Source organism: Lysinibacillus sp. G01H (assembly GCF_028872195.1).
Classification (GTDB): Bacteria; Bacillota; Bacilli; order Bacillales_A; family Planococcaceae; genus Lysinibacillus; species Lysinibacillus capsici.
Window position 1 is genome coordinate 3,325,139 of the sequence record NZ_CP118397.1, and the last position, 12,709, is coordinate 3,337,847.

Annotated in this window: 10 protein-coding genes and 1 other annotated feature; of the genes, 2 read left to right on the top strand and 8 right to left on the bottom strand. The window is 39.7% G+C overall.

Going from position 1 to position 12,709, the window contains the following annotated elements; translation table 11 throughout:
- Nucleotides 1-10: 10 nt before the first annotated feature.
- Genes PSR12_RS16910 through zapA form a run of 4 tightly spaced genes read right to left on the bottom strand, consistent with a single transcriptional unit; the run spans nucleotide 11 to nucleotide 4,969 of the window.
- Nucleotides 11-2,377 carry an endonuclease MutS2 gene (locus PSR12_RS16910; protein WP_274769854.1) on the bottom strand — a complete coding sequence of 789 codons (2,367 nt, stop codon included), beginning with the start codon at nucleotides 2,375-2,377 and terminating at the stop codon, nucleotides 11-13.
- 18 nt (nucleotides 2,378-2,395) lie between these two features.
- The gene (gene polX / locus PSR12_RS16915; protein ID WP_274769856.1) at nucleotides 2,396-4,105 is read right to left on the bottom strand and encodes a DNA polymerase/3'-5' exonuclease PolX; all 1,710 of its coding nucleotides are present in this window, start codon (nucleotides 4,103-4,105) and stop codon (nucleotides 2,396-2,398) included.
- A gap of 58 nt (nucleotides 4,106-4,163) precedes the next feature.
- Nucleotides 4,164-4,703 carry a CvpA family protein gene (locus PSR12_RS16920; RefSeq protein WP_004226395.1) on the bottom strand — a complete coding sequence of 180 codons (540 nt, stop codon included), beginning with the start codon at nucleotides 4,701-4,703 and terminating at the stop codon, nucleotides 4,164-4,166.
- Between the two features lie 5 nt (nucleotides 4,704-4,708).
- Nucleotides 4,709-4,969: a cell division protein ZapA gene (gene zapA / locus PSR12_RS16925; RefSeq protein WP_016991554.1), complete on the bottom strand. Its 261-nt coding sequence runs from the start codon at nucleotides 4,967-4,969 to the stop codon at nucleotides 4,709-4,711.
- Between the two features lie 135 nt (nucleotides 4,970-5,104).
- Here zapA and rnhC point away from each other — a divergent pair, with 135 nt between their 5' ends.
- Complete coding sequence (gene rnhC / locus PSR12_RS16930) at nucleotides 5,105-6,028, top strand: ribonuclease HIII (protein ID WP_274769859.1); 924 nt, start codon at nucleotides 5,105-5,107, stop codon at nucleotides 6,026-6,028.
- A gap of 203 nt (nucleotides 6,029-6,231) precedes the next feature.
- Here rnhC and PSR12_RS16935 read toward each other — a convergent pair whose 3' ends face one another.
- From PSR12_RS16935 to PSR12_RS16950, 4 genes are all read right to left on the bottom strand, one after another.
- Nucleotides 6,232-7,170 carry a nuclease-related domain-containing protein gene (locus PSR12_RS16935; protein WP_274769860.1) on the bottom strand — a complete coding sequence of 313 codons (939 nt, stop codon included), beginning with the start codon at nucleotides 7,168-7,170 and terminating at the stop codon, nucleotides 6,232-6,234.
- Between the two features lie 342 nt (nucleotides 7,171-7,512).
- The gene (gene pheT / locus PSR12_RS16940) at nucleotides 7,513-9,930 is read right to left on the bottom strand and encodes a phenylalanine--tRNA ligase subunit beta (RefSeq protein ID WP_274769861.1); all 2,418 of its coding nucleotides are present in this window, start codon (nucleotides 9,928-9,930) and stop codon (nucleotides 7,513-7,515) included.
- A 12-nt stretch (nucleotides 9,931-9,942) separates the two neighbouring features.
- Nucleotides 9,943-10,980: a phenylalanine--tRNA ligase subunit alpha gene (gene pheS, locus PSR12_RS16945; protein WP_004226385.1), complete on the bottom strand. Its 1,038-nt coding sequence runs from the start codon at nucleotides 10,978-10,980 to the stop codon at nucleotides 9,943-9,945.
- Between the two features lie 59 nt (nucleotides 10,981-11,039).
- Nucleotides 11,040-11,280 (bottom strand) — a binding site (T-box leader).
- A gap of 90 nt (nucleotides 11,281-11,370) precedes the next feature.
- Nucleotides 11,371-12,135: a TrmH family RNA methyltransferase gene (locus PSR12_RS16950; protein WP_274769862.1), complete on the bottom strand. Its 765-nt coding sequence runs from the start codon at nucleotides 12,133-12,135 to the stop codon at nucleotides 11,371-11,373.
- 173 nt (nucleotides 12,136-12,308) lie between these two features.
- Between PSR12_RS16950 and PSR12_RS16955 the strand changes: the two genes are divergently transcribed.
- Nucleotides 12,309-12,704 (top strand): (deoxy)nucleoside triphosphate pyrophosphohydrolase, encoded by a 396-nt coding sequence (locus PSR12_RS16955; RefSeq protein WP_221680954.1) that lies wholly within the window; start codon nucleotides 12,309-12,311, stop codon nucleotides 12,702-12,704.
- The last annotated feature ends 5 nt before the right edge of the window (nucleotides 12,705-12,709 follow it).

Consider the following 12,709-nt stretch of genomic DNA (forward strand, 5'->3'; position numbering starts at 1 on the left):
CCTTTATAGCTTATTTCAATTCAACAACTGTGACGCCTAAGCCCCCCTCACCGGCTTCACCAAAACGGAAGGATTTTACGCGCTTATGCTTTTTCAAATAGCTTTGAATACCTTGACGTAAAGCCCCTGTACCAACTCCATGAATAATGGACACACGACCATAATTAGAGAGTAATGCATCATCAATATATTTCTCTGTTCTTAAGATTGCATCCTCATAACGTTCACCACGTAAATCTAATTCTAATTTCACATGACTATTTCGATTTTTCACACCAGCTGTTCGTAATACAGGCTCTTTTTCAGGTTTAATATACTCCAAATCACTATCTGAGATTTTCATTTTTAAAATCCCCATTTGGACAACCCATTCGGTATTCGACACCTTTTCTAACAAAGTACCTCGTTGACCATAGCTTAACACCTTTACCTCGTCTCCGACAACTAAGTTTTGTGCACGAGCTTTTACTTGTGCCGCCTTTTTTAGTACTTTATTGTCTTCAAGTGGTGTTGCTTCTTCCAAGCGTTTACGTGCTTCAATAAATTCATGCTCCTTGACAACTTGATCAGCATTTTTACGCATTTCTCGCAGCTCTGCAATAATCGCTTCTGCTTCACGTTTCGCTTCATCAACAATTTTGCGCGCCTTTTCCTTTGCCTTCTTATCAAGCGCCTCTTTGCGCTCCTCATAGGCTTGCAATTTATCTTGAAGCTCTTTACGTAATGTCTCTGATTCTAATAGTAATGCATGCGAACGCTCTGCATCATCTTCGGATTGGCGACGTGTTTCTTCCAATGAGGCAATCATCGATTCAACCTCATGTCGATCGGTTCCAGTAAAGCCTTTAGCACGATCAATAATGGATTCAGGTAAACCAAGACGACTGGAAATTTCAAATGCATTTGATCGCCCAGGTACACCGATAAGTAGACGGTAGGTCGGGCTCAAAGTTTCAATATCAAACTCTACACTGGCATTGGCTACACCTGGTCGATTATAGCCATAAGCTTTTAATTCAGGATAGTGAGTTGTAGCCATTACACGAGCACCGCGCCCATGTACTTCGTCTAAGATTGAGATGGCTAAGGCTGCCCCTTCCTGTGGGTCAGTACCTGCCCCTAACTCATCAAAAAGTACAAGTGATTCGTGATCAAATTTTTGTAGGATGTCTACAATATTGACCATATGGGACGAGAACGTAGAAAGTGATTGCTCAATTGATTGCTCATCACCAATATCGGCAAATAATTGCTCAAATACAGCAAGTTCTGAGCCATCTAATGCTGGCACTGGTAATCCCGCTTGCGCCATTAATGTACACAGACCAACCGTTTTTAATGTCACCGTTTTACCACCTGTATTAGGACCTGTAATGACAATAGCTGTAATGTCTTTACCAAATTCAATATCATTAGGAATAGCTGATTCTATTGGTAGCAGTGGATGACGCGCACGTATTAGTCGGATATAGCCATCCTGATTCATTTTCGGCATTGTACATTTATTGGCTTGGCCATATTTGCCCTTTGCTAAAATGACATCGATATCGCCTAATACCTTCACTAAGTTAAATAAATCTGATGCTACTTCTTCCACCATTGCACTTAATGCTAGTAAAATACGTTCAATTTCTGCCTGCTCTTTCATTTTCAAGCGATGAATTTCATTGTTTGCTTGGACAACAGAATCTGGCTCAATAAATAAGGTTTGACCAGAAGAAGATTGGTCATGAACAATCCCACCATAATGGTGACGATATTCTTGCTTTACGGGAATAACAAAGCGATCATTACGAATTGTCACAAGTGTATCAGAAAGCATTTTCGCTGCATTACTTCCACGAATTAAACTTTCCAGCTTAGAGCGGACTTTCCCTTCTTCAGCACGCAAAGATTGGCGAATAGAGCGCAATGTTTGACTAGCAGAATCTAAGACAGCACCATTGTCGTCAATACAGTTATTGATTTCATGCTGCAATCCTGTTAAGACAGGCATTGCTTCCTTTTTGGAGATGAAATGGGGAATATCAATCACTTCATCGGCTTCTAAATCTTCAATAAAATTGCGTAAAATTCGGCTTGCTCGAATCGTGCTCGAAATTTCCATTAGTTCTACTGCTGCTAACATGCCTCCTATTTGAGCACGTCTGGCAGAGGGACGGACATCGAAAATTCCTCCCATTGGTACATTGCCCTTCACACGCAAAATGGATAGTCCCTCATCCATTTCCTCTAATAATTGTACTACTTTATCAAAATCAGTTTGTGGCACAAGTTCCTCAATGGCAGATTTACCAATGGAGGAAGTACAATAGGAAGCCACTTGTTGCCTAACTTTATCGTATTCTAGTGTTTTCAATGCGCGGTCAGCTATCACTGAGAACACCTCCTCAGCCTATTTATTTCTTCGTATGAACGCTTCAAACTGTTCACGCGTCCATGTATTCACAATCATATCTTTCGGTAACCATGCTCTATTTGCATAGCGAACCCCAATATCCATAAAACGTAAATGCGCAATATCATGTGCATCTGTATTGATGGCTACTGGCACACCTGCAGCGCATGCCATTTCTAAATGTTCTACACATAAATCGAGACGATACGGATTTGCATTTAACTCTAAAATTTTACCATATTCCTTTGCCCAGGCAATTAACTGTTTCATATCAGGATTATAACCATCGCGATCTTCAATAATTCGACCAGTCGGATGGGCAATCATATGAACATAGGGATTTTGCATAGCAGTTAGTAAACGTGCCATAATTTTATCTTGTGATTGTGTAAAACTAGAATGAATGGAAGCAATAACAAAATCGAGCTCTTTTAACACCTGATCTTCGAAATCAAGGGAGCCGTCTGGTAAAATATCCATCTCCGTCCCTTTAAACAAATGAAAATCTGGATGTGCTGCATTAAACGCCTCAATTTCTCCACGTTGCTTTTCTAAACGCTCTGGCGTTAATCCATTTGCTACTTTTAGGAATTGCGAATGGTCTGTAATAACGCTATATTGATAGCCCCGTGCTAGTAACGCCTCGCCCATTTCTGCAACAGAGTATGCACCATCCGACCATGTTGTATGCATATGCAAATCAGCTTTAATATCCTCTAGTCGAACTAAGTTATGAATTATGTTTGTTTTGTTAAATTCTGCTGTTCCTGTCCGTAAGCTTGGCGGAATCCAAGGTAGATCAAAATGAGCGAAAAATGCTGCCTCGTCTTGAAACGTAAAAACGGTACCATCTTCCTGTTCCACACCATATTCACTTATTTTTTCACCACGGGCTTTGGCAATTTGCCGCATACGAACATTATGATCTTTTGAACCTGTGAAATGGTGCAGCGCAGTCGCATACTCATTGTCCTTCACTAAACGGAAATCAACGCTAACGGGCTCATCTAAGTCTAAAATCACTGAAATTTTAGTATCCCCTGCTGCCACTACTTCTTGAATGGCTAAGCTATTTAACAACTTTTCGCGTACTTCCTCAACTGCTTCTGTCACAACAATAAAATCAATATCTTTGCTAGTTTCTAACGCGCGACGGAAGCTGCCAGCAACTGAAAAACGTTCTACTTCCTTCATACTACCTAGAAGCGCCTCTATTTGTAAAACCACAGGCTCAAGCTGCCAAATTGGTAGTCGTTCTGAACGATTTGCTAAATTGGCTAGCTCCTTTAAAATTTTCTCCTCAGATTTTACAGCAAATCCAGCTAATTCACGTACTTTCCCAGCTTCACAAGCTGCCTTTAAGCTTTCCGCAGAGTCAATACCAAGCTCTTGGTGAAGTTTCGCTATTTTTTTTCCTCCCAAGCCAGGTAATTTTAGCAATGGCAGTAACCCTTTAGGTACAATCTCTTCTAACTCCTTTAGCAAACTCGATTCACCTGTTGCCATTAAGTCCTCTATTACAGCCGCAGTACCCTTGCCAATTCCTTTGAGTTTTGTTACATCATCCATTTCGCTTAATGAACGCTCGTCCCCCTCTAGTGCTGCCGCTGCCTTTCGAAAGGCTGATACCTTGAATGGATTTTCTCCCTGTAGTTCCATATATAAAGCAATTTTTTCGAGTGTGCGAATAATTGTTTTTTTATTCATTGGTAATTCCTCCTATCGTAAAAACACTTCCCTCAAGACAGAGAGAAGTGCACAGTTACTATTGCATATAAATATACCACCAGTTTTGGAACATCTTTGTAATAATTGGTGTATGCTCCAACATGAGACCACTTAACAATGACTTCGACATTAAATTTTGTATGGCATCTACTGGTAATAAGGCGCACACATATAGCAAAATAAACATAATTAAATAGTTTTCAATCATGCCAAGTAACGCCCCAAGCCAACGATTCACTGTATTTAGCACAGGCAAATACGCGATAAAATCAAATATCGATGCCACGATTTGCAACGTTATTTTTACTGCAAAGAAAATAACAGCAAAGGCAATTACCCGATAAAAGGTACGGTCTAAATCTAGACTATCAATGACAACGCCAAGGCTACCTGTGTCAGTTACGCCTGGATATGGAACCCAAAATACAAATTTTTGTGCTAATGGCTTATAATAAATATACGCAACAATTAGGGCTACTACAAAGCTGACAATATGCATCATCTGTACAATAAAACCTCGTTTTGCACCGACGCCTATACCAGCTAACAGTACCACTAATATGATTAAATCTAACATTTTCTTCAACCCTTTAACTTTTTCAATTCTTCTTCTAACTGCTCCATTCGTTCTTTTAATAGTAAATAATCATGAACTGTATTTACTGCTGTCAGAACAGCAAGTTTTGTGCTATCAAGTGAGGGATTATGTACGTTCATCTCGCGCATACGGTCATCAACAATCGAAGCAACAAGTCGCATATGGCCAATGGATTCAGAGCCGACCATTTTATATGTATGACCATATATTTCAACAGAAATTTTATTCTTTTCTTGTTTTTCCATAGTCGCACCCTCCTATAAATTCGATGCACACACGATTTTAGAGGCTTGTGAGCACCATCACACAAAAAAGCTATTTATTATCATACCATGAAAGGTATAAAATTGTGAACAACGAGGACAGAAAGGAACGATTAAATGGCAAATATTGTGCTTTCCATTTCAACAAATATTCAAAAAGAGGTGATGGCTTACTATGCAACGCACTTTATAGAACGAAAGGCTCCTGGTGTCATATTTGCTGCAAAACTACCAGATACAGCCATAACTATGTATAAATCAGGCAAATTAATGTTCCAGGGGGGCGGTGCTGAACGCGAGGCAGCACGTTGGGGAACTGTTGAAAAAACCGCTACTCCACTCTCCACTATTGGGGCAAAAGGGGATGTACTGCCTAACAATTTCGCAACCATGTCTGTCTTAGGCTCAGACGAAACAGGCACAGGTGATTATTTTGGTCCAATCACAGTAGCAGCAGTGTATGTGCCTACTTCCAAAATCGACCTCATGAATGAGCTTGGTGTAAAAGATTCAAAAATGCTAACAGATGACTATATGAGGAAAATTGCACCTGATTTGCGTGCAGCCTGTGTCCATAGTGTTCTCGTCTTACGTAACGAGAAATATAACAACTTACAAGGAAAAGGCTATTCCCAAGGTAAAATGAAAGCCATGATGCATAACAAGGCACTACAAAACACGCTATCAAAAATGGCACCTGAAAAACCTGAATTTATTTTAATCGACCAATTTGCTGAACGTGGTGTCTATTACAATTATTTAAAAAATGAACGTGAACTTGTACAAGAAAATGTCTACTTTTCTACTAAAGCAGAACAATTACATGTAGCTGTGGCTACAGCATCTATTTTAGCTCGTGCTGCCTTTTTAAAGGAGATGGACCGTTTGAGTGACATTACAGGGCTTACATTAATGAAGGGTGCCTCTAACAAAGTAGATGTGCAAGCAGCCCGAATCTGGCGTAATCAAGGCGAAGAATTTCTACGCTCCATCACAAAATGGCATTTCGCCAACACTGATAAAGCACGGAAGATGAAGTAAATCGTACTATTGGTTGCTTAAAAAAGCTTTTTTGGGGTTCCTGAGGAGCGTGAGGCGCATTAGGAACCTTTTTGGAGCGCTTTTCTACTTGGGGGAGTGCTTCAGTCATCTTTTAGAGCGCTTTTCTACTTGGGATGAGCGCTTCAGGCACCTTTTGGAGCGGGTCTCCAATTAGATAACCGCTTCTAGTATTTTTATAAAGGTCATAAAAAAATTTGATAATCTCTTGATCTTTTTAATCCCGAATCCCGATAACAACTTGCCATTAACATTCTTTTTATTGTATGGCGATTGTTTAACTGTAAAAAATGCTGGGCTTGTGCATTCGTAATTTTTTTATTGATGAGCATCCCATAATCTTGCAGAGCAGATAAATGTGCCTTTTTACTCGAATAATGACAGCTGGAACAGGTCCATTTCATCTTAACCCAATGCATCTGTCCACATTCGCATTTTGGACAGATCACGCCTGTTTGAATCGCATCCACCTCTATCCCAAAGTAACGACTTAGTGGAAACCCCTCATATGGTTTGTTGTGTTGCACAAGTAGTGCACTAATATATTGATAATCTATAGTTTTTGGCTTCATTGGACGTTGTTGCAAAAAGCTCGTTAACTCTCTTCCCATCAATACTGGAAATAATCCATCCTCATAATTGATTCGTGCATTATTAAAAGGAAAAACAATGATACCGTTGACAGGTACTTCAGTGTGATGTTGCTTGAAAAATCCCTTTAAATTATATACATATTCCTCGAGCTGTACTTCAGGATGATGAAATACACGCTGTTCACCTGTTTCAAGAGTCCGAATCATTTGACGTGGTCGATTTTTTAATTCAACTTCTCCTCGAATATTCTTACTTTCAATAATTATTACTTCATATTGTGTTATCACCACAACATCTAACTGTAATGAGTATGAATGCTGAAAAGTGATATTATGTAAAACTTGAAAGTTTTTCGTAAAAGTTAATTTCTCCAGTTGTTTCATAATAAATTTTTCACCGTATTCGCCTGCTTCAGCCTGTAATAACTCCCTCTTCATTTGATCAAGAGATGGATGATTTGGTATGAGTCTTCTAACTAAAGCTCGCAAACCTAATGTCATTTTCGCTTCCTCATATGGTTTAATAAACATTTCATCACTCCTTTTTTAATGACTATAGCAAGGAAAATTATCCATTCCTAGACTATTTACGAAACTATTTATTTGATCAACTTTGCTGCTCTATATTTAGTTTTTTAATAATTTTTGTGAATATCTTTCAGTCTATATTTTTAGTAGATTCGATTCTGATGGAACTGTCTAATCTCTAGTGAGTGTATTATTCCTTTTATATTTCCTCACATTCTCTTTTGAGCAACTTCACCACTTTTCAGATCATCTCTCATTTGAGCAGATTCTTCACCTTTTAGATCATCATTTTCACCATTCTCAAACAAAAAAAGACTGCCTCGTAAGACAGTCTTTTTTCATATATTAGCGTACTTCTGTGCCTGCAATCGTAGCAATGGCTTTTAACACTTTGTTATGTGCGGCCACTACCTCTTCGTCTGTTAAAGTACGTTCTGGATCAAAGTATGTGAGTGAGAAGGCAACCGATTTTTTACCTGGTTCCATTTTCTCCCCTTCGTAAACATCGAATACACGGATATCTTTTAATAGTTTCACACCCGCTGCGTCAATTGCTTCCATTACTTCGCCCGCTGTTGTTGTACGGTCCATAATAAGAGCGATATCACGAGACATAGCTGGGAAACGAGGCACTGGTGTGTAGGCAAGTGGTGCTTCTTGTGCTGTTGCATTTAGTAGCGCCACTAAATTCATCTCCATTACATACGTGTCTTTTACTCCCCATGCTTTTTGCTCTGCTGGGTGAAGTCCACCGATGATGCCGACTTGCTTGCCATCTAATAAAATGCTAGCCGTACGACCTGGATGTAAGCCATCCACTTGTGATTTCACAAATGTCATGCGATTTTCTAAGCCAAGTTTGCCAATGACACCTTCGACGATACCTTTTAGCACAAAGAAATCTACAGCTTTTTTCTCACCTTGCCAAGCATGGTCTAGCCATTTGCCAGTTAATACTGCTGCCACATGCTCTTCCTCATAAGGTTGCCCCTCATCTGATTGACCAAGGAACACGGAACCAATTTCATATAAAGCCACGCCTTCAGCTTGACGTGCAACATTATACGCAGCTGCTTCGATTAAATGTGGAATAAGGCTTTGACGTAATGTAGAACGTTCCTCACTCATTGGCATAAGCAAGCGAGTTACCGGCTCTGCTTTCAAAGCAAAACGTTGCGACAATGCATCCGACGTTAACGAATAAGTTACCGCTTGATACAGGCCAGCCCCTTCCATGTAATGACGAACAACACGGCGATTTGCTTGATAAGGTGATAAATTACCTACTTGTGTTGCACCCTCTGGTAATGTCATTGGGATTTCATCATAACCATAAAGACGAGCAATTTCCTCCACGATATCCTCTTCAATTTTAATATCTTGGCGACGTGTGGGTGCATCAATAATTAATAAACCATTTGCTGCCTCTACACCAAATTTTAAACGCTCTAAAATAGAAAGCATATCTTCTAATGCAATCTTCATACCTAAACGTTCATTAATAAAATCTGGGGAAACGACTACTCGCGCTGGTGTTTTATCTAACTCATCTACTAAACATGTACCTTCTAATACTTCGCCTCCAGCTAATTCAGCAAGTAGAGCAGCAGCACGTTCAGCAGCTGGTAAGACACGATTTGGGTCTACCCCTTTTTCGAAACGAGCCGATGCATCTGAACGTAGGCCAAGATGACGAGACGTTTGACGCACTGTTAAACCATCAAAATAGGCTGACTCAATGACAACAGTCGTAGTTGAATCTGTTACCTCTGAATTAGCACCACCCATTACACCAGCAATAGCTACTGGCTCTTTGCCATTTGTAATGACTAAATCTGAAGCTTTTAATGTACGTTCTTGGTCATCTAATGTTGTAATTTTTTCACCTTCTGTTGCTTTACGAACAACGATTTCACCTGTTGCTAGGCTATCATAGTCAAAAGCATGTAGAGGTTGACCATATTCCATTAATACATAGTTCGTTACATCTACAACATTATTGTGTGGACGTACTCCCGCAGCCATTAAACGATTTTGAAGCCATATTGGTGATTCACCGACTTTTACGTTTTTCACAACTTTTGCCACATACATAGGATTTGCTTGTAAATCTTCCACATGAAGCTTTAGGTAATCCTGTGCTTTTTCACCAGCAGTTTGGTAGGAAATTTTTGGATATTGAATTTCCTCTGAAAGAATGGCACCTACTTCATAAGCTACACCTAGCATTGAAAGAGCGTCAGAGCGATTAGGTGTTAGGCCTAACTCTAGCACTGTATCGCGTAAGCCTAAAATCGCAAGTGCATCTGAACCTACTTCTGCCTCCGCTGGCAGTACGTAGATACCCTCTGAATAAGCCTTAGGAACAAGTTTCCCTTCAATTCCAAGCTCTTGTAAGGAACAAATCATTCCGTTCGATTCATGACCGCGAAGTTTTGCTTTTTTGATTTTAATGCCACCTGGTAAATGTGCACCTGGACGAGCAACTATGACTTTTTGACCAGCATCAACATTCGGTGCACCACAAATTATTTGTTGTGGTTCTACTTCTCCAACATCAACTTGACAAATATTTAACTTATCAGCCTCTGGATGTTTCTCCTTAGAAACTACGTAACCAACTACAACTTTATCCATAGCATTAGCACGATCAATTACTGCATCTACTTCGATCCCAGAGCGTGTAATTTTTTCTGCTAATAGCTCAGGTGCTAAGTCCTGCGTATTGATATAATCTTTTAACCATTCTAATGATACTAACATGTTTTATCCCCCTTACGCTTCTGTTCGCTCGAATTGTGATAAGAAGCGAGTGTCACTTGTATAGAAATGACGAATATCGTCAACACCATATTTCAACATCGCAATACGTTCTGCACCAATACCAAATGCAAATCCTGAAACTTTCTTTGGATCATAGCCAGCCATTTCTAATACGTTTGGATGCACCATACCAGCTCCTAGAATCTCAATCCAGCCAGTGCCCTTACATACGTTACAGCCAGCTCCACCACATTTGAAACAAGAGATATCCATCTCTACTGATGGCTCAGTAAATGGGAAGAAGCTCGGACGTAGTCGAATTTCGCGGTCTGCACCAAACATTTTTTTCGCTAAAGTATCTAATGTTCCTTTAAGGTCACTCATGCGAATATTTTCGCCAATGACTAAACCTTCAATTTGCATAAACTGATGTGAATGTGTTGCATCATCATTATCACGTCGGAATACTTTACCAGGACAAATTATGCGAATCGATTCACCTTTTTTGGCTTCCATCGTACGAGCCTGTACTGGTGAAGTATGGGTACGTAATAATATTTCCTCGGAAATATAGAACGAATCTTGCATATCACGAGCTGGATGTCCTTTTGGTAAATTTAGTGCTTCAAAGTTATAGTAATCCTTCTCCACTTCTGGACCTTCAGCAATTTCATAGCCCATTCCAATAAATAAATCTTCAATTTCTTCAATGACACGTGTTAAAGGGTGACGGTTCCCCACTTTAATTTCACGACCTGGTAAAGTGACATCAATCGACTCACTCGCTAATTTTTCAGCAATGGCTGCCTCTTCCAACACGGTAATCTTTGTTTCTAATACTGCCGTTACATTTTCACGGACATTATTCACTAAAGCACCCATTTTCGGACGTTCTTCAGCTGATAATTTCCCCATCCCTTTTAGTAAATCAGTAATAGGTCCTTTTTTTCCTAAATACGCAACACGTACTTCATTCAATTCTTTTAAATTTGCAGCTGCTTCAATTTTAGCAAGTGCTTCTTGCTCTAATTGTTTTAATTGCTCTTCCATGTTAAAACCTCCTCAGAAAATAAATGCCTGCTTTTTAGACATAAAAAAACTCGCCCCTAAAAAGGGACGAGGACATTTTCGCGGTACCACCCTAGTTATTGCAAAGCAAAGCCTTACAATCACTTCATTGACATAACGACTTGAGAAAGCCGGCTTACCTTTACAGCATGACACTGGTCCCGGTAGCTGCTCGCGGGCTGAATTCAAAACTGCATTGAAACGGCGTTGGCTCTCAATCTCTGGCCTACGCTCCCTGTCGTCCATTCGCAATCTTTACTACTTCCCGGTCAAAGCATTTATTATTTAAACTTACATTTTAGAATAAATTATACAATATGGGGCTGTAGCAAATCAAGAGACAACTGCCTCAATCCCACAATGATCAATTTATTACTTGGCAAAGCCATATAAAACAATGCCTGTGGCTACTGCTACGTTTAATGATTCAGCCTGTCCAAAAAGAGGAATAATCATATTTTGATCTGTCTTCGCTAATAACTGAGGCTGAATGCCACTTCCTTCGTTCCCCATGATAATCGCAAATGCACCCGTATGCTGAATATCACTATACGGCACCGCTTCCTCATCTAATGCAGTACCAAATACTGGTACACCTTGATCCTGTAATATATCTATCCATTCTGCTAAATCTCCACGCACTACCGGAATATGGAAGTGGGAGCCTTGAGCCGCACGTAGTGTTTTAGGATTATAAAGGTCGGCACAGCCTTTTCCTAAAATTACAGCATCTAAACCTGCAGCATCTGCTGTACGAATCATTGTTCCAATGTTACCAGGATCTTGGACAGCATCAATTAATAACACTTTTCGCCAAGTAGTCATCACATTATCCTCTAAGACGGGCTGTTTACATACAGCAAAAACACCTTGGGAAGTTTCTGTCTCCGCGAATTCCTTCGCTACCGCAGTCGATACCTCTACAATAGCTACATCATCGATTGGCCATAACATTGGCAAATCTATACCTTCACGCACTATAATTTGTAATACTTGCTTTTTATTTTTTAATGCTTCTTCAACAAGATGAAAGCCCTCTACTAGGAATTCACCCGAACGTTCACGCTCTTTTCTTGTAGTCGCTAACTTTTTCCAATATTTCACTAACGCATTTTGCGTAGATTCAATTCTCTTCATCGCTACCTCTTACCGCCTTTTTCCTATATATTGACCACTATTATACCCTACGAAATGGCAAATTTCATAGCTAAGTAAGAAAACTGTTATTTTCCTGTGGTGGCAAGTGGCGTACAACTTAAACATGCTATAATCATACACATAATAATGAAGACACAAAGTGGGGTATATAAATGAAAAAAACAATACATGTAGTAGGGGCTATTATTGAAAATGAGCAACAAGAAATTTTCTGTGCTTTAAGAAATCCCCAAATGGTTTTAGCAAATTATTGGGAATTCCCTGGTGGTAAAATAGAGCGGGGCGAAACACCAAAACAGGCCCTTTATCGAGAAATTCTTGAGGAATTTAACTGTAAGATTCAAGTAGGTAAACAAGTGGCTGTAACGCTTCATGAATACGAACAATTTTTCGTTCATTTAGAAACATACAAAGCTTCAATTATAAAAGGCACACCCCAAATTTTAGAACATGCTGAAGCAAGATGGGTTCCCCGCAACCAATTGCTTGATCTCCCATTTGCTCCAGCAGATCTTCCTTCTATTCAAAAATTAATAGCCGAATTGTAAAAGCT

Bases quoted from the DNA above. Each gene is read 5' to 3' on its own strand.
- pheT (WP_274769861.1), bottom strand. From the start codon at position 9,930: ATGTTAGTATCATTAGAATGGTTAAAAGATTATATCAATACGCAGGAC.
- polX (WP_274769856.1), bottom strand. From the start codon at position 4,105: ATGAATAAAAAAACAATTATTCGCACACTCGAAAAAATTGCTTTATAT.
- PSR12_RS16935 (WP_274769860.1), bottom strand. From the start codon at position 7,170: ATGTTTATTAAACCATATGAGGAAGCGAAAATGACATTAGGTTTGCGA.
- zapA (WP_016991554.1), bottom strand. From the start codon at position 4,969: ATGGAAAAACAAGAAAAGAATAAAATTTCTGTTGAAATATATGGTCAT.
- PSR12_RS16950 (WP_274769862.1), bottom strand. From the start codon at position 12,135: ATGAAGAGAATTGAATCTACGCAAAATGCGTTAGTGAAATATTGGAAA.
- rnhC (WP_274769859.1), top strand. From the start codon at position 5,105: ATGGCAAATATTGTGCTTTCCATTTCAACAAATATTCAAAAAGAGGTG.
- PSR12_RS16920 (WP_004226395.1), bottom strand. From the start codon at position 4,703: ATGTTAGATTTAATCATATTAGTGGTACTGTTAGCTGGTATAGGCGTC.
- pheS (WP_004226385.1), bottom strand. From the start codon at position 10,980: ATGGAAGAGCAATTAAAACAATTAGAGCAAGAAGCACTTGCTAAAATT.
- PSR12_RS16955 (WP_221680954.1), top strand. From the start codon at position 12,309: ATGAAAAAAACAATACATGTAGTAGGGGCTATTATTGAAAATGAGCAA.